General features: G+C 31.5%; 13 protein-coding genes and 1 tRNA gene. 10 read left to right on the top strand and 4 right to left on the bottom strand.

Going from position 1 to position 18,663, the window contains the following annotated elements; all coding sequences use genetic code 11:
• Positions 1-8: 8 nt before the first annotated feature.
• From ACTG3V_RS12910 to ACTG3V_RS12885, 6 genes are read left to right on the top strand one after another with little or no spacing between them, the layout of a single operon-like run.
• Complete coding sequence (locus tag ACTG3V_RS12910) at positions 9-800, top strand: fumarylacetoacetate hydrolase family protein (RefSeq protein WP_439132587.1); 792 nt, start codon at positions 9-11, stop codon at positions 798-800.
• On the top strand, positions 797-1,108 hold the full coding sequence (locus ACTG3V_RS12905) for an amidohydrolase family protein (RefSeq protein WP_439132586.1): 312 nt from the start codon (positions 797-799) through the stop codon (positions 1,106-1,108). The genes ACTG3V_RS12910 and ACTG3V_RS12905 overlap by 4 nt, the downstream gene beginning before the upstream one ends.
• Positions 1,109-1,145: 37 nt before the next feature.
• Entirely contained in the window at positions 1,146-1,625 is a 480-nt protein-coding gene (locus tag ACTG3V_RS12900; RefSeq protein WP_439132585.1) for an amidohydrolase family protein, read from the top strand.
• Between the two features lie 2 nt (positions 1,626-1,627).
• Positions 1,628-2,419 (top strand): SDR family oxidoreductase, encoded by a 792-nt coding sequence (locus tag ACTG3V_RS12895; RefSeq protein WP_439132584.1) that lies wholly within the window; start codon positions 1,628-1,630, stop codon positions 2,417-2,419.
• A 30-nt stretch (positions 2,420-2,449) separates the two neighbouring features.
• Positions 2,450-3,790: an L-fucose:H+ symporter permease gene (gene fucP / locus ACTG3V_RS12890; RefSeq protein ID WP_439132583.1), complete on the top strand. Its 1,341-nt coding sequence runs from the start codon at positions 2,450-2,452 to the stop codon at positions 3,788-3,790.
• Positions 3,791-3,798: 8 nt separating this feature from the next.
• The gene (locus ACTG3V_RS12885; RefSeq protein WP_439132582.1) at positions 3,799-4,134 is read left to right on the top strand and encodes an L-rhamnose mutarotase; all 336 of its coding nucleotides are present in this window, start codon (positions 3,799-3,801) and stop codon (positions 4,132-4,134) included.
• Between the two features lie 348 nt (positions 4,135-4,482).
• Here ACTG3V_RS12885 and ACTG3V_RS12880 read toward each other — a convergent pair whose 3' ends face one another.
• Positions 4,483-4,941 carry a winged helix-turn-helix transcriptional regulator gene (locus ACTG3V_RS12880; RefSeq protein ID WP_439132581.1) on the bottom strand — a complete coding sequence of 153 codons (459 nt, stop codon included), beginning with the start codon at positions 4,939-4,941 and terminating at the stop codon, positions 4,483-4,485.
• Positions 4,942-5,095: 154 nt separating this feature from the next.
• On the opposite strand from ACTG3V_RS12880, the gene ACTG3V_RS12875 reads away from it, so the two are divergent.
• The 3 genes from ACTG3V_RS12875 to ACTG3V_RS12865 are packed head-to-tail and all read left to right on the top strand — an operon-like array spanning position 5,096 to position 7,417.
• Entirely contained in the window at positions 5,096-5,971 is an 876-nt protein-coding gene (locus tag ACTG3V_RS12875) for a nuclear transport factor 2 family protein (protein WP_439132580.1), read from the top strand.
• Between the two features lie 19 nt (positions 5,972-5,990).
• A complete protein-coding gene (locus ACTG3V_RS12870) occupies positions 5,991-6,524 on the top strand; it encodes a hypothetical protein (protein WP_439132579.1) in 534 nt (177 codons plus the stop codon).
• A 23-nt stretch (positions 6,525-6,547) separates the two neighbouring features.
• The gene (locus ACTG3V_RS12865; protein ID WP_439132578.1) at positions 6,548-7,417 is read left to right on the top strand and encodes an SDR family oxidoreductase; all 870 of its coding nucleotides are present in this window, start codon (positions 6,548-6,550) and stop codon (positions 7,415-7,417) included.
• A 175-nt stretch (positions 7,418-7,592) separates the two neighbouring features.
• On the opposite strand, the gene ACTG3V_RS12860 is transcribed toward ACTG3V_RS12865, so the two are convergent.
• Both ACTG3V_RS12860 and ACTG3V_RS12855 read right to left on the bottom strand, forming a co-directional pair.
• Positions 7,593-11,609 carry a hypothetical protein gene (locus tag ACTG3V_RS12860; protein WP_439132577.1) on the bottom strand — a complete coding sequence of 1,339 codons (4,017 nt, stop codon included), beginning with the start codon at positions 11,607-11,609 and terminating at the stop codon, positions 7,593-7,595.
• A 290-nt stretch (positions 11,610-11,899) separates the two neighbouring features.
• Positions 11,900-13,456, bottom strand: a complete 1,557-nt coding sequence (locus tag ACTG3V_RS12855; RefSeq protein ID WP_439132576.1) for a PQQ-dependent sugar dehydrogenase — start codon at positions 13,454-13,456, stop codon at positions 11,900-11,902.
• Between the two features lie 1,045 nt (positions 13,457-14,501).
• Between ACTG3V_RS12855 and ACTG3V_RS12850 the strand changes: the two genes are divergently transcribed.
• The gene (locus ACTG3V_RS12850; RefSeq protein ID WP_439132575.1) at positions 14,502-18,311 is read left to right on the top strand and encodes a type IIG restriction enzyme/methyltransferase; all 3,810 of its coding nucleotides are present in this window, start codon (positions 14,502-14,504) and stop codon (positions 18,309-18,311) included.
• A 226-nt stretch (positions 18,312-18,537) separates the two neighbouring features.
• Here the strand turns inward: ACTG3V_RS12850 and ACTG3V_RS12845 are convergent.
• Positions 18,538-18,610, bottom strand: a tRNA-Phe gene (locus ACTG3V_RS12845).
• Positions 18,611-18,663: the final 53 nt, after the last annotated feature.

Genomic DNA, 18,663 nt, shown 5'->3' with positions numbered 1-18,663 from the left:
GAACTAAAATAGATGTATCTAATTTTGGAGAAGATTATACAGAACAGTTTTTTCAAAATGATGGTATTGAAAGATTAAAAGCTTGGTTAGAAATCAATCAATCAAAATGCGATATAATTGCTGATGATGTAAGATTGGGATCCCCAATTTGTAGACCATCAAAAATTGTTTGTATTGGCTTAAATTATGCAAAACATGCTGCTGAAGCAGGAATGAAAATACCAAATGAACCTGTATTGTTTTTTAAATCTACAACAGCAATTGTTGGTCCTAATGATGATGTTGTGATTCCTAAAGGAAGTACAAAAACAGATTGGGAAGTTGAGTTGGCAGTAGTAATTGGTAAAAAAACATCTTATATTTCTAAAGAAGAAGTAGCTAGCCATATTGCTGGTTATGTTTTACATAATGATGTCAGCGAACGTGCTTTTCAAATAGAAAAAGAAGGACAATGGTGTAAAGGAAAAGGCTGTGATACGTTTGCGCCTTTAGGACCATTTTTAGCATCTAAAGATGAAATTAAAGACCCGAATAATTTACACCTTTGGTTAAAGTTAAATGGCAAAATGATGCAAGATAGTTCTACATCAGATTTTATTTTTAATATCGAAGAATCTATAAGTTATATCAGTCAATATATGACGTTATTACCTGGAGATGTAATTTCAACAGGAACACCTTTTGGAGTTGGTTTAGGCTTAACACCACCATTGTATTTAAAACCTGGTGATGTTATGGAGTTAGGTATCGAAGGTTTAGGAGTTTCAAAACAAAAAGTAGTAGCATATTCAGGAAAATGATTATAGATAGTCATCAACATTTTTGGAAATACGAACCTACAAAACATGCTTGGATAGATGATGAAATGGCCGTCATCAGAAAAGATTTTTTGCCAAGTCAATTACAAAAAGTCTATCAAGAAAATGGTATTGATGGTTGTGTAGCTGTACAAGCAAATCAAACGCTTTTAGAAACTGATTTTTTATTGGAATTATCAAATGATTTTGATTTTATAAAAGGTATTGTAGGTTGGGTAGATTTAAGAAGCAAAGATGTTGATGCTACTTTAGAGAAATACTCACATCAAAAAAAAAATAAAAGGTTTTAGACATGTTGTGCAAGGTGAAGCTGACCATAATTTTTTATTGCGACCAAATTTTTTAAGAGGAATATCCGCTTTAAAAAAATATAATTATACCTATGATATATTGATTTTTCCGCATCAATTAGGTGCCACTTTAGAGTTTGTAAAGAAATTTCCAAATCAAAAATTTGTAATAGATCATATTGCAAAACCTTATATAAAAGACGGTTTTTTTGAGGGTTGGGCAACTTTAATGAAAGAAATTGCAAAATGCAAAAATGTATATTGTAAACTTTCAGGAATGATTACAGAAGCAGATTATAATACTTGGACACCAGAACAAATAGAACCTTATATGAATTTAGTTTTGGAGGCTTTCGGATCAGAACGTTTAATGTACGGTTCTGATTGGCCTGTTTGTTTGGTTGCTGGGAATTACGAAAAAGTAAAAAGTTTAACAACCAATTTTATTAAAAATCTTAGCGAAGACGAACAAAAAAATATGATGGGTGCTAATGCAATAAAATTTTATAAGCTATAATTATGGATTTACAATTAAAAGATAAAATAGTTGTGGTTACTGGTGCAGCTGGCATTAAAGGAAGTATTGGTGAAACCATTGTACAATCTTTGGCTAACGAAGGCGCAATTCCTGTAATTGTTTGTAGAAATGATCGTGGATATGGCTATGAAAAAGAGTTGCAAGAAAAAGGAATTGATGCACTTTTTGTAAAAACAGATGTTACCGATACCAAACAAATTGAAGCTGCCGTAAAAAGTATTGTTGAAAAATATGGACGAATTGACGTCTTAATAAACAATGTAGGGGTTAATGATGGAGCAGGTTTAGATGCTTCAATTGATGATTTTGTATGGTCATTAAAGCTAAATCTAATCAGTTATTTTGCCATGACAAAATACTGTTTACCCTATATTATAAAATCAAAAGGAAATATTTTAAATATTGGCTCTAAAGTAGCGCTAACAGGTCAAGGAGGTACATCAGGCTATGCAGCTTCAAAAGGAGGTGTATTGGCATTAACGCGAGAATGGGCAGTCGATTTAATAAAAGAAGGTATTCGAGTAAATGCTTTAATTATTGCAGAAAGTTGGACGCCCGCTTACGATAATTGGATTAAAACACTAGAAAATGGCGAAGAAAAATTAAAAGAAATTGTAAATAAAATTCCGTTAGAAAATAGAATGACTACACCACAGGAAATCGCAGATTCTTGTTTGTTTACTATTTCTAATAAATCATCACATACCACAGGACAACATATTCTGATAGATGGTGGCTATGTAAATTTAGATAGATCTTTATTAACAGAATAAATCAACCCAATAAATAATTAACGAAACTAAATGAATAAATTTAAAAAAGTACCTGTAGTTCCAAAGGAATTATTGGTTCCATTTATTGCTGCTACATCCATTTTTGCTTTATGGGGTTTTGCAAACGATTTAACAAATCCTATGGTTGCAGCCTTTAAAAAAGTAATGATTTTATCTAATAAAGAAGCCTATAATGTTCAGTTTGCTTTTTACTTTGGATATGGTGTTATGGCAATTCCTGCAGCTTTGTTTATAAGAAGATTTTCTTACAAATCAGGTATTTTAGTGGGTTTAGCATTATATGCTTTAGGTGCAGTATTATTTTATCCAGCTGCATTAGAGGGGAGTTATACGTATTTTTTAGTTTCATTATTTGTAATTACTTGCGGTTTAGGTTTTCTTGAAACCACTTCAAATCCATTAATTTTATCAATGGGAGACCCTTCAACTGCTACACAAAGATTAAATTTAGCACAATCTTTTAATCCTATTGGTTCTCTTACAGGTATGATGATTGCTAAGTTCGTGGTTCTTGATAGAATACTTTCTTCCGATTATGAAAATAGTGCAGAAATTATTGCTTTAGGTAAAGAAAAAGCAGCAGAAATAAAAGTACACGATTTAGATGTAATTAGTACGCCCTACATTGCAGTGGGGCTTTTTGTGGCCTTAGTTTTTGTAATTATTTGGAAAACCAACATTCCTAAAATGGCAATGGGTAAACATTTAACAATTAAAGAATCGTTACAAAGAATCTTTAAAAGTAAAACGTATGTGTTTGGTGTTATTGCTCAAACGTTTTATGTTGGTGCTCAAATTATGTGTTGGACTGCTATTTTTCAGTTAGTAGAATATATAAATATTGATAAAGAAAACCCAATTGATGGTACATTTTGGAATATTGGTGCCATGATACTTTTTGTAACAACAAGGTTTATAGGTACTGCATTAATGCGAAAAATCAATCCAGCAAAAATGTTAACCGTTTTTTCAATTGCAGCAGCGTTACTTTGTTTGGGTGTGATATTAACTACTGGTATTACAAGTTTACTTTGTTTGGTTTTAGTATCTGTTTTTATGTCTATAATGTTTCCAACAATTTATGGTTTAGCATTAAAAGATATGGGTGAAGAAGCAAAATTGGCCTCATCTGGTTTAATTATGGCAATTGTTGGTGGTGCATTTTTACCTAAAATACAAGCAGCAATTATGGATTTTGGCGATACGATTAATGGAGAAGAAGTTTTTGGGGATGTAATTACGGGTTCTATTGCAGAAATCCATTTTTCATTTATTTTACCAATGTTATGTTTACTAATTGTAGGTTTATATGGTGTTTATGCTTATAAAGTAACCAAGAAAACAGCATAGTTTTTAGTATGATTACAAAAAAGTATTGTTTGACTTGTGATTTAAAAGATGATCCTATTCTTATAAATGAATATAAAGAACATCACAAAAACGTATGGCCAGAAATTTTAGAAAGCATTAAAGAATCTGGTATAGAAAAGATGAATATTTATAATCTAGGGAATAGGCTTTTTATGATAATTGAAGTGAATGAAACCTTTTCTTTTGATAAAAAAGCAAGGTTAGATGCAGACAACCCTAAAGTACAAGAATGGGAAAAGTTGATGTGGAATTATCAACAAAAATTACCTATGGCAAAAGAAGGAGAAAAATGGCTTCTTTTAGAAGAGATATTTAAGTTGTAATTTTAATTTATTGAGATTTTTACTCTTCTCAAAATAGAGTTAAAAACGTGAGTTCGATTTAACTTCTCTGGCCAAAGAGGTTTATTTGTTTGAAAATTAACTTGTTGCCATTTCGAACAAAACATTATGTAGTTGAAAAATCTAAACTTTTTATTGCCAAAATTTAGAGTCCTCCTTAAGATATATATTACAATACCTTGACTCTTGTAATTTACTTATAAAATAACAATCAAAATTCAGGTTGGTGAGTTTACTTAGTGATATCGGTCTTGTTTGTGAAAATTAGCGGATTTTTAGCAATAAATTTTCGGATTATTGTCAATCTTTAATGTATTCACAATATTTGAGTTAAGAAGTAAAGTCGCTATTTTTTATATAATTTATTGTAGCCAGTTTCTCTCTGTATTTTTGGTTAATACCTCTTTCAAATTCCGCTTTGTTAGTTCTCAATAATTCCATTCCTATTCCATTTGCGATATTTGGATTCAAATCCCTTAAGTGAGTATCGCTCCAAATTCCTAACTCAATAATTATTGGTGTCAATGCCAATCCTTTCTTTGTTAAAAGATAAATATTTGACTTTTTATTATTCGGAAGCTTGGTTTTAATAATAATTCCAAACTCTTCCAATTGCTTCAATTTTGTGGTCAATATATTCGTTGCGATACTCTCATCACTTTCGGTAAAGTCTTTAAAAGTTTGTTTGTTCTCTATGAGCATTTGCTTCACTATAACCAACATCCATTTATCGCCGATAATATCTAAAGCCGAAGTAAAAGGGCAATTGCATCTAAAATTTATTTCCATTTTCTTTTATATCATTTGATAGTTACAAAGATAGTAAAATATATTTTTTACTTGCAAAATGAAATTAAATATGAAAAATACTTGCATTTTAAAAGTATTGTTGTAGTTTTGCTTGTGAATTACAAGTAATAAATATTAACATAAAATGAAATCAATGAAAAAAGTATTTTCGGTATTAGTGTTAGCAGGCATTCTTATTTCATGCAACACATCAAAAACAAATTCAACAAGTACGAATAATCAACCAAAAACAAAAACAATGAACAACAAAGAAATTGTAGGAACCTTCTTAGGTGCAGTAGCTAAACAAGACGCTGAAACAATGCGTAAATATGCAAATTCAGATTATATTCAGCATAATCCATTTGTTCCAACAGGACTTGAACCCTTTATAGGTTTATTACCTGTTTTAAAAGAACATGGAACGTATGCTGAAAACGTTCGATTTTTTCAAGATGGCAACTATGTGTTTATGCATAATATATGGCATAATGCCAAACCATTTGGTGCAGATCAAATGGTAGCTTTTGATATTATACGTGTTGATGAAAATGGAAAAGTAGCCGAGCATTGGGATGCTATGATGCCACAAACTCCGCCAAATGCTTCTGGAAGAACGTTAACAGATGGAGAAAAAACAGCAGCAGATTTAGACAAAACCGAAGCTAATAAAACCCAAGTAAAAGCATTATTTGATATTCTTATAAATGGAACGCAAGAAGAAGCAGGTGCAGCAGTAATGGCAAATTTTGACCCCAATTACAAGCAACACAATCCAAAAGCTGCTGATGGATTAGAAGGCTTTATGAATGCACTTCCTAATGAACAATGGGTGTTTACCAAACAGCACAAAGTTTTAGGTGAAGGTAATTTTGTCCTTTCTATTTCAGAAGGAACGCACAAGGGCATGCACTCTGTTTTCTACGATTTACTTCGTTTAGAAAATGGGAAAATTGTAGAGCACTGGGACGTTATTCAAGAAATTCCAACTGAAGGATTAGCACATAATAACGGAATGTTTGGATTTTAATAACTAAAAAAGAAAGAAAATGAGTAAAGAAACAATTTCAATTTTAGGGTTAGCTCTATGTTTAGTCCCTGCAGTTGTGCACGCTATAGAGGTTATTAAGCCCATTTGGGTGCGTTGGATAGTTAATTTAGTGTTGCCCTTATTTGCCCCTGGCTTGCCAAACAAACAGAAGTCTATCAATGAAAATGAGCAGTTAAGTATGCTAGATGCTGCTATTGCTGCCGCTCCAGAAGCCAAAAAGACTGCCGCTAATGATTACATTTTTATCCTGCTGTTTATTCAAAGACAAGGTGCTTTAGCGTTCATTGCTATGTCTGTAGCTGCTATTTATGCAATGGGTTTGTCTTTACCTGAACGACATATTATTCACCTGATGTTTTTGGTAATGTCTGGATTATTTCTTTTGGTTGATGCTAATCAAGCAGGGATTCCATTCTTAGGGCATCACCCTAGAGTATCCAAAAACGGGCGTAATGTATCTATTGTGTTTTGTCTTTTGTGGATTGTATCTACCGTACTAAATTATCTAGCATTTAATGTATCAATCGTTTAATTAAAATTTTAAATATTTCAATAATGAAAAACATAATAATAACAGGAAGTAGTAGTGGTTTTGGTTTAAAAGCTGTCAAAGATTTTGCAGATAAAGGCAATAAGGTGTTCGCAACGATGCGAAATCCAGAAGGAAAAAACTCAGAAAAAAAGGCAGAATTGGAAGGATATTCAGACCACATAAAAGTTGTTGATATGGATGTTACTAACGATGATTCTGTAAAAAAAGCAATGGCTAATATTCTTAAAGAAGCTGGGAATATTGACATATTAATCAACAATGCTGGTATTATGTACATTGGTATTACAGAGGCTTATAGTTTAGAACAGGCTCGTTTTCAAATGGAAACTAATTATTTTGGTGCAATTAGAACAATGCAAGCCGTTTTACCTAGTATGAGAAAATCAGGCAAAGGTTTAATTATTAATACGTCTTCTTTGGTTGGTAGAATGTCACCACCATTTTTTGGTACTTATACAGCTACTAAACACGCTTTAGAAGGTTACTCGCAAGCTTTAAGATATGAGGTTTCGCCTTTTGGTGTAGATGTGGTAATGGTTGAGCCAGGACCTTTTGGAACTGGATTATTGGCTTCTGGTCAGATGCCTGCACATAATGAAGTTCTTGATACTTATGGTGAATTAGCAGGTGTTCCTAATGCAATGGGCGAAAATTTTGCTCAAATGTTACAAAGTGAAGATGCACCAGACCCACAATGGGTGGTTGATGCTTATTTAAAATTGGCAGAAATGCCATTTGGCAAGCGTCCAACTCGTACGGTTGTGGGAATAACTTGGGGTGTTGACAAAATAAATGAGTTGACACAACCTATTCAAGATAATGTTCTTAAAGAAATGCAACTCGATACCGTACTTGGTGGAGTTACATCGTAACCATTCTACTTTAGAATAAAAAAATCACAAGGATTTCGATTCTTGTGATTTTTTGTTTCTTCCTTATTTTTTCTTTTGAAAGCAAAGTTTTTCTCAACTTAGCTGCAATTATATTATACAAAAAAAGAGGTATATGCTTGCATATACCTCTTTATAATTTATAAGATTACTCTTATTAATTTGTTACGAATTTTACTGCTTTAGTACCTTCGAATGTTTTTACAGTAGCAATGTAAAGACCAGTTTTTAATTCAAACTGAGTATCTTGATCTATATTCATAGACTTTACTAAAGCTCCAGTTATACTGTAAACTTTAACTTCAGTTTTAGAAGATACATTAGAAATAAATACTGTTTTTCCATAAGATCTTACATTTGAAGTAACCTCAGAAAATTCATTTACTTTATCTACACTTAAGGTAAAGTCATTGTTTTCAACTAAAGTAGTTGGTACAGGTATACCAGTAAGTTTGTAAGCTGCATTTCTCCAAATCGTTAATGCCTCAGGAGATATGTTTGCTCCATCATTTCTAATGATTGCACCATAATTAAAAGCAAATGCAACTATTGGAGCTTGTAACACATCTGTAGCTACAGTTCCAATTTGAGTTCCAGATGGTATATCATTTATAATGATTGAAGTATCTGGAGATGTAGTTAAATCTGAAACAGTTGCTAAGTTTGTTCCTGCAGTACTAATTTCAAGATCTTGTAATACATCTATTGCATTGGTTCCAACAGCACCATTATTATCTGATTGCCCAGCATATAATCTTATATCATTAGAACCTGAAAAATCAATTCCATTAAATAAAGAATTTGTTTGATTGGCAGGGTCTATAGTAACAGATACTTCTGTTGAAAGCACCACAGCAGCTGCAGCTGAAGAAATTCCTTTTCCATTTCTTAAAGCCCAAGTTTTGTTATAAATAACAGGAATTGTAATGTTTTGAATTCCAAAAGGTCCAGTAGCTTTCCATATATCATCACCAGAACCAAAAGTTTCTTGTGCTATTGCTAAATCATAACCTGTAAAATCTACACCAGTTCCAGCTCCATCAGTTTCAACAACAGTAACATTAAAGTTTTCATCATCCGTTAACATTCTAATAATTGGGTCATCTGTTGAAGCAGAAGCATCTGCTGCAGGAGTGAAACCTGCTTTAGTAACATATAACACGTCTTTAGCTAAAAAGAATGCTGGGTTTTCTACTAAAGTAGTTGGAACTTCAGATGGTCCGTAAGCAAGCATATAAGCTGCATTTCTCCAAATAGTTAAAGCTTCTGGGCTAATGTTAGCGCCATCTCCTAAAATTTGAGCACCATAACTAAATGCTAAACCAATTGCGTTTACTTGTAATACATCTGCAGCATCTTCACCTAATTGAGTCCCTGCAGGCATATAGTTTACTAACATTGCTTTGTCAGCATCTGTAATTTCAGGAACTGTAGCAACTGAACCAGCTGATGTACTTGAAAATTCTAAATCATTTAAAACATCTATAGCTTTGTTACCTCCAGTACTACCATCGTCATTAGCAGTTGCAGATTTAAAAATTCTAATATCATCTCCATTAGAAAAATCAATACCACTAAATAATGGGTGTGAAGTATTTGTTGCAGTTATAGATAAATTTTGAGTACCAGTTACAGCAGCATCAGCATCTGTTACAGCTTTACCATTTCTAAATGCCCAAGATTTGTTGTAAATAATAGGTACAGTAACATCTTTTACACCTAATACTCCACCTGGTTGAAACATTGCAGCACCAGAACTAATTGTTTCTTGTGCAATAACAAGATCATAACCAGTAAGATCTACAGCAGAACCATCAGAAGGAGTTTCTAAGTAAGTTACAGCAAACTTATCATCTGCCATTAACATTTTAATTACAGGGTCTTGACCTGGAGCAGAAGCACCAGCTCCTGATCCTACACCAATTTGGTTTACATACAATATTTTTTTAGGTAAAAAGAATGCAGGATTCTCTACTAATGTTGTTGGTACATCTAAACCAGCAAGTATATAAGCTGCATTTCTCCAAATAGTTAAAGCTTCTGGACTAATATTAGCACCATCACCAAAAATTTGAGCTCCATAGCTAAATGCAAAAGTAATAGCATCAACTCCTAAAACATCTGTAGCAGCTTCACCTAATTGTGTACCAGCAGGAATGTGGTTTATTAAAATTGATTGTGATGCATCTGTTACCTCTGGAACAGTTGCTAATGTACCAGCGTTTGCATTAGAAATGTTTAATCCATTTAATACGTCTATAGCTTTGTTTCCACCAGCACTACCATCATCATTAGCAGTTGCAGATTTAAAGATTCTAACATCATTGCTAGCAGAAAAATCAATACCACTAAATAATGGGTGTGTTTGGTTAGCAGCGTCTACAGTAACCGATAAGTTTTGAGTACCAGTAACAGCAGCATCAGCATCAGTTACAGCCTTACCATTTCTAAAAGCCCAAGATTTATTGTATATAATAGGTATAGAAACATTATTGATTCCTAAAACCCCATCTGGTTGAAACATTGCAGCACCAGAGCTTATAGTTTCTTGTGCAATAACCATATCAAAACCAGAAAGATCTGGAAGTGTTGATCCATCTTGTGGTGTTTCTGCATAAGTTACTTCAAACATTTCATCTGCCATTAACATTTCAATTACTGGGTCCTCTCCTGGAGCAGAAGCACCTTCACCTTGTCCAACACCAACTTGGTTTACATATAAAACCTTGGTTGGTTTTCTTTTTAACATTGGGTATTCTACATCTATGTAAGGTAAGTAAATATCACTACCTCCATTAGTTGCATCTGCCATTAACTCTAAGTTTTGACCACCTCCGTTTGGAAAGTATTCTATGGTAATAAACTCTTGTAAATCACTACCAGCTGCAGCAGTAGCATTTAATGTTTCTTGATATGTAGTTTTTGATGGAGCAGAAGTTGCAACACCATTAACTTTTATATAAGCTTTGTTGTTGTTATTAGGCATTTTTACTTCTAAGCCTAAACTTGAATATTGAGATAATGGAATTTTTACAATACCTGTACCAGCAGGCTTTACAAAAACTCTAGCACCAGCTTTCATGTTTAAGCCATAGGTACTGCTATGAAAGTTATCACCAGCTGCATGTCTGTATTGTAAAACACCATCTGCACTTAAAAATCTATCAGTTTGTGGTTGAGCATCTGCTTCAGGAGATCCTTGAATTACATAACCATCAACAGGGTTTGGAATGATTGATCCATCAGTAAAATCATATCTAGTTGTTTCCGTTGTTACTTCATACTTATCGTATACAGGGTTTGTGTATAGTGTTGTAGGAACAGTTTGACCTGTTAACATATACGCTGCATTTCTCCAAATAGTTAAATACTCAGAAGTAACATTTCCACCATCTTGTTTAACAGTAGCTCCATAACTAAATCCAAAAATAACAATATCTTGTGTACTAACCTCGCTAGCAGTTCCAAGAGTTGTTCCAGAAGGTATGTAATTGATTACAGCTGCTTTATCTTCTTCTCCTGTAGTAACTTGTTCTACTGAAGCTAATAAAGTTCCAGCTGAAGAATTTTCTAAACCGTTTAAAACGTCTATTGCTTTGTAACCTTCTTCACCCTTGTCATTTGAAGTAGTTCTAAATAATGGAATTTCTGATCCGCCTCCAAAATCAATACCACTAAACATATCGCTAGAAGTGTTTACAGCAGTTACTGATAAATTTTGGGTTTGTGTAACCTGAGCTCCATTTCTTGCAACATCAACAGCATCTCCACCTCTAAAAGCAAATGTTTTAGAATAAATAACAGGTACTGTTAATTCATCAATATGTAATGGATTTCCATCTTGAAAAACTCCATTATTGGAAGCCATAGAATCTGATACAATAACTAAATCAAAACCAGTAAAATCTATTGGATTACCAACTGAATTAGCTCCTGTATTGTTTTCGCCAACTTTTGTTACAACAAAATCTTGACCTATTTCTACGTAAGACACTGTAAAATTGGCATCAGCATCTAGCATCCTTATCACAGGATCGTCGCCAGGTGTTGAGGCTCCAGAGCCTGGTGGTACTTCTACACCATCTTGATTAATGTAGAGAACATTTTCTTGTGCTTGCAGTGTACTGAAAGCAAAAAACAATGTTAGCATTAAAAATGTAATTTGTTTTTTCATAATTAAGTAAATTAAATTTATTTGTTTATAATTAAATTAAGTAATACCTATAATAAGATATATCTAAATTTTAGGGTACTAAATTGTATAATATATAATAGACTTGCAATATTTTTGAACAACGGTCGATTTTGTAATCGATTACAGCTTTACGGATAGCCTCTGGAATTTAAGTTCAATTCATATTATTAAGGATAACACTATAGGGTTGAACTTATTCAACAGTATAGCTGCATTAAAAAAAGGTTTTTAAGGTAAGAAGATATGCGATATTTCCTGAAATCTTTTTCTTATTTTAAAACAATTCTTTTCTGAAAAGAATGGGTATTGGTTACCAATTTTAAAAAGTACACTCCTTTTGGGTAGTTGCCTACTTTTAATTTGTTAATGCCAGATTTAAATTTATGAATTCTTTGCACTACCTGCCCTAAAGAATTAACCAATTCACCATGAATATCTTTATCTGAATTGAATTCAATATTAAATTCATCTGTAGCTGGGTTAGGCCAAATTTTAAAAAACGCTTCAAGATTAGAATCTTTTACAGCAAGAGCATTATCATAGGTAAATTTTAATATGGTTCCAGGATTTTTCATGGTAGTAACCACGTTCATTCCAGAAGCATCTGCTGTTTTTCCAGAACCATCTGTTATGATGTAAAAAGACTTTCCATCTGGGTCTGTAACAATATCTCTATACCTATTTTGTGTGTAAAAGTGTTGTGTTGCATCACTTTCTACAGCAGTACCATCACTATTTAATTTTAATCTATAAATTCTTCCTTTTTTTAAACTGGTTAATAAAAGTGAGTTTTTCCATTCAGCGATTTCATCACTTTCATAAATACCAAGACTTGAGGGTGCAATATTAGGACGACACATCCAAGAATTGTTACAACCAGAAGGTTGGGTTGTATTTGGTAAAAATAAAGACATTAATGGATCTTGATAATTGGCTTTGTTAAATGAAGTTTCTTTGTCATGGCAACCATCATTATCATAAACTAAATTATCTATAACACCAACAACAAATGGCCATCCGTAATTTTTACCAGGTTTTAAAATATTTACTTCATCATCTGAGCTAGGGCCATGTTCATCGGAATATAATACACCATTTGACCCAAAGATTATGCCTTGTGGATTTCGATGACCGTAAGTAAAAATATGACTTTTTACACCATCAATAATAGGGTTGTCATCAGGTATTGAACCATCTAAATTAAGTCTTAAAATTTTACCAGGATATTTAGACCAATTTTGGTTGTCTATTTCTTGTTGTGTTGGTAAAAACTGAGCTAAATTAGTGTTGCAGTTTTTTACACCTTGATCGCCAATGGTGTAATAAAGTTTCTCATCAGCTCCAAAAATAAGTCTCCCAGAATTATGATCATTGCTTGCAGGTAAATTTGAAATGATTGTTAAAGGGGTTGTTAAAGCATTGTTATCTCCATTATTTTGATACGTGTAACGCACTAATTTTTGCGCTCTTTTGCCAGACGTAAAATAGGTGTATGAAACATATACATAAGGTTTTCCAGAAAGGATGTCTTTATGTAGTGCCATACCTAATAAGCCTTCTTGACCTCCATTTGCGTAAACATCAGAAATTTTTAATAATTCATCTTTTACTGCGGTTTCTGGATGCACTCTTACAACAACGCCCTTGGCTCTTTCTGTAACCCATAGAAAACCTTCTGGGCCATAATGTAAATCCCAAGGAGTGTTTAAAAAATTATTTGCGCCAATTTGAGTCATGGTAAAATTGGTGTCTTGTGATTTTAGCGTAGCACTTAAAAAAATAAAGAAAATAAATAGTGCAGGGCGTAAGGCTATTGTTGAATTCATACTTAAAAAAGTTAATGTTTGGTTTTTATTTTTTTTTAATCTATTGGTAATTATGTCGATAATGATTAAAAATCAATAAGTTTGGCAATATAGTAAAAAATGCAATCGATTACATATTTATTTGTAACGTATTGTATTTTTATTTATTTAGTGTACAAAACACTTTTAATTGTATTTTACAGCACTTTTAAATAGTAGGTATTAGTAATGACGTTTATTTTTGAGAGTAATTGTAAACACTTTAAACGCATACAACATTTGTTAAGAAATTTTTATCTGATACAAAAAGCATCAAAACCTTATGCAGCTGAAAAATTACGTTTAGAGTAGTTAAAAAAATACACTGTAAAATCTTAAATAGGTTCTTTCAGTGTCAAGAAATCTGTAAATTTATCACTTGTTTTTTAGAATTTTTTTATACCTTTATTTCATGTTGTTTTGTGCTCATATTTATGCGTTAAACACACTACATAAAAATATACTACATTATTTGCTAAACTATTGTAGTATATCTACACAATAATACTAGTATTTCCAGTCAACTTTACTACAACTTTATCAAAATAGGTAAGGTCGCGTGTTGTAAAACAAACCTTACTTTGTCAATAAAGTACGGTAAGTTTTGTAAAGTAGTTACTAATGTGCCTTTTTTGAATTGTAATGCTTTAGGTTAGCGTATTGTTTTTTATCGCTATGCGTTAGCGTGCTTAACTATTACAGAATCACAAATAATTTTAGGTTACAAACCATAAAGGGCGCTTTATAAAAGCTTACTATAAAATGCTTAGGTAACAATGCATATGGTAAATGGTATAAAGTAATTAAAACTCAAAGAGGTCTTTAGGCTAATATTTCTTCATTTTTAGTCCAAATGACATTCGTTTTAAATCCTAATAAACCCAACGAATTACGAAACAGCATTTTTTAAGTAGAACTCAGGTTACTAGAAAAATAGCATTACCAAATTAAAAATCAACAATAAAAAGCGCTTTATCTACATTTAAAATTATATTTTTATAAACTACTATGAAAAATCGCCTTTTAAATGAATAAAATTAATACCAGAAAAGCTTTAAACCCTGCCTACAGAAAGCACAAACCCTTACGTAAAGAGGTTACGTATTTTACAAATCAATTGGTAAAGTGTATTGATGCAATTAAATTGAGTGATGATAATGGAGAAAGTGAAGAGCATACAAAAGCGCATTTCATTTCATTTTTTAAAGACACTTTCTATGCCAATAATTATATAAATACAAAAGAAAGAATAGATCTTGCCATTTATTTAGACAATAATGCAAAGTCTGATGTAGGTGTAATTATTGAAGCAAAAAAGCCAAGTAATAAAGCAGAATTTTTAAAACCAGACAACCTTAATAGAAAAGCATTGCAAGAGTTGTTATTATATTATTTAAGAGAACGTTTAGATAATGGCAATAACAATATTAAGCACCTAATTGCTACCAATGGTTATGAATGGTATCTATTTAAAGGAGAAGATTTTTACAATTACTTTTTTAAAAACAAAGCATTAATTAAAGAATATGAACGTTTTAGAGATGGCTTAAAAGACACTTCTAAAAATGAATTATTCTATAACGAAATTGCCAAGAAATACATTGCAGAGGTTCAACAAGATATTCCTTTTGTTTATTTAGATTTTTCTAAAATTAACTTCAATAATTTAAAAGATAGCCACTTAAACACATTGTACAAAATATTTTCTGATGTACATCTTTTAGGACACACTTTTGGTAATGACAGTAATCAGCTAAATAAAGCATTCTACAACGAGTTATTACACATAATTGGTTTAGAAGAAATAAAAGACAAAGGCAAAAAAATAATAAGTAGAAAAACAGAAAAAGACAGAGACTACGCATCTTTATTAGAAAATACCATTGTAATATTAGAAGACAGAGATTATTTACCAAATATAAAAAGCATTGCTAACGGAAAAGACAAGGCTTTTAATGCAGGTTTAGAGTTATGTTTAACTTGGGTAAATAGAATCTTATTCTTAAAATTATTAGAATCTCAATTAGTAACCTATCATCAAAAAGATGAAAAATATAAATTCTTAAATGCAAGCTTTATTAATGGGTTTGATGAATTGAACGATTTATTTTTCTCTGCATTAGCAAAACCTATAGATGAAAGGCACCCTAAATACAAAGACAAATATCAAAACATACCTTATTTAAACAGTTCTTTATTTGAAAGAAACACCTTAGAGAATGAAGCTTTTGAAATATCTTCTTTAAATAATGATGATATTGTAATTTACAGTGGCACAGTTTTAAAAGATGCCAATGGTAAAAAGCAAAAAGGAAAACTATCTACTTTAGCATACCTATTTAAATTTTTAGATGCCTACGATTTTGCAACAGATGGTTCTGAAGGTATAGAAGACGCACAAGAAACCAAATCGTTAATAAATGCTTCTGTATTAGGTTTAATTTTCGAGAAAATAAACGGTTACAAAGAAGGCTCTTTTTACACACCTGCATACATAACCATGTATATGTGTAGAGAAACCATTAGAAGAACAGTAATTCAAAAATTTGCAGCGCAAGAAAACGACCAAATTGAAACTTTTGAAGATTTGCAATCTTATTGTGGTAGATTTTTTAAAGCCAATGATTTAAAGCGCTTAAACAATATTGTAAACAGTATAAAAATTTGTGACCCAGCAGTAGGGTCTGGGCACTTTTTAGTAAGTGCATTAAATGAATTAATTGTAATAAAAAACGAACTTCGTATTTTAATTGATGCAAAAGGGGTTCCTTTAAGATGCGATATAGAAATTGTAAATGACGAGTTATATGTAATAGATGATAAAGGTTTGTTGTTTGAATATAACCCAACAGACAAAGAAAGCGTAAGAACACAACATACCTTATTTCACGAAAAACAAACCCTAATAGAAAACTGTTTGTTTGGGGTAGACATCAACCCAAATTCTGTAAAAATATGTAGACTCCGTTTATGGATAGAACTACTAAAAAACGCCTATTATCAGCAACCAAAAACCAGCACCCAAAAACCACAACTACAAACACTGCCTAATATAGATATTAATATAAAATGTGGAAACTCTTTAATAAGCCGTTTTAATTTAGATGACGATTTAAAAGATGCATTTAGAAACAAAAAGAATAAAGAAACTATTAAATATTCTTTAGAAGATTATAAAAACGCAGTAGCAGAATACAAAGAAACCAATAGCAAAGAGCGTAAACGTGAAGTTTTACAAATTATAGATGAGGTTAAAAACAACTTTAAAAGTACGCTAGACAGTAAATTTATTGGTAAATTTCAAAAAATTCAAGGCGATTTAATTAACGAGCAAGAACGCCAAAACAACTTAAAAAGCTTTGGTGAAAAAATTAAGAAAGCAGAAAAAGATGCACTTAAAAAATTAAAAGTAAAAGCAGATAAAGCCTTTTTAGAAAAAGAAGAAATTGTAAACAATGCTATTTATAAAAATGCTTTTGAGTGGCGTTTTGAGTTTCCAGAAGTATTAGCAGAAGATGGTGCTTATATTGGGTTTGATGCTGTGATTGGGAATCCGCCTTATATTAAAGAACGAGATGCAAAAGATATTTTTGCGCCAATCCGTAAAAGCCCTAAATGGCAAAAACATCTTCAAGGTAAAATGGATTTATGGTTTTTCTTTTTGCACCAAGCATTTAATATTGCCCAAAAAAAGGGTTACATATCTTATATTACAAACTCATATTGGGTTAAAAGTGATGGTTCTAAAAAATTGATTAATAGGGTGTTTAATGAAAAAACTTTAGTAGAAATAGTTTATTTTGATGATTATCCAATTTTTGAAGAGGTTTCAGGGAAACATATGATTCATTCGTACTTAAACAATTTAGAAAGTGAAGAGTATGATGTAAAATTAATTACCATTGATACTAAAAATTTCAATAAAAATATTAGTGAACAGGAAATTAATGTACATCACAATAAAGAAGTTGTCGAAACCAATTCTATAAATTTAGATGTTAGTTCTAATGCTTTATTTAAAGGGTGTATAGATTTAGGAGAATTATTTGATGTTTCACAAGGTGTGGTAGAAGCTTCAGATAAGGTTGCCAAAAGTAAATTAACCGAAGAATTATCAGAAAAATTCAATATTGGAGAAGGTGTTTTTGTCATCAATAAAGATGAAATTGAAAGTTTACAATTAAGTGAAGATGAATTAAAGCTATTAAAACCCTATTTAAACTCAAACAATGTTTTAAAATACAGCATAGATTTTAATGATGAATACTTAATATTTTCTGATAAAAAAATTAGAGTAGAAATACAAGAAAATAAATATCCAAAATTAAAAAAACATTTAGATAATGTAAGACCTTTTATTACTTCATCAAATGCACCTTATGGTTTGCATAGAGATAGAAGTTCAAAACTTAACCCTTTTGATATTCCAAAACTGCTTTGTGCAGGTATGTTTAAATCACCTCAATTTACTTATGATGAAAATCAGTTTTATGTTGGTTTCTCGTTTTCTGTAATTTGGCAAAAAAATGAAAATTATAGTTTAAAATATTTACTAGGAATTATGAACTCGAAATTAGGTGAATATTGGTTTAATGTAAATGGAAAAAAAAGAGGAGTAGGTGTAGATATTGGGGTAAAAGTATTTAGACTATTTCCGGTAAAAAAACTAAAAGAAGAGTTCCAAAAACCATTAATTACTTTTGTTGATAAAATCCTAACACTAAAAAAAGAAAACCCAAATGCAGATACTACCATTTTAGAAAAAGAAATAGACCAAATGGTTTATAAATTATATGGTTTAACAGAAGAAGAAATTGCTATAGTTGAAAACTCTTGAGATTCACGAACACAATTGAAACAATAATAAAGTTGTTAGCTAAATTGCTATTGTAGCGCATAGTTAAAAAGAATGGCTGCTGTTACAGTAAAAAAAAGACTTTAAAAGGCCTTGGGCTTTTTTAGATAAGTATTAAAAAAACATTGAATTAAAACTATAATTGCCTTGTGTGGTCCCCACAAAAACCAAAAAACCCTATAAACGTTGCGTTTATAGGGTTGTTTTGTGGTACCTCCAGGAATCGAACCAGGGACACAAGGATTTTCAGTCCTTTGCTCTACCAACTGAGCTAAGGTACCATTGCCTTAGCGGATGCAAATATAAAATGTTTTTTTATATCTCCTACATAAAA

This window comes from Polaribacter sp. (genome assembly GCF_965660385.1).
GTDB lineage: Bacteria > Bacteroidota > Bacteroidia > Flavobacteriales > Flavobacteriaceae > Polaribacter.
Note: the sequence above shows the minus strand (reverse complement) of the source record. Positions and strands in the feature narration are given on the sequence as shown.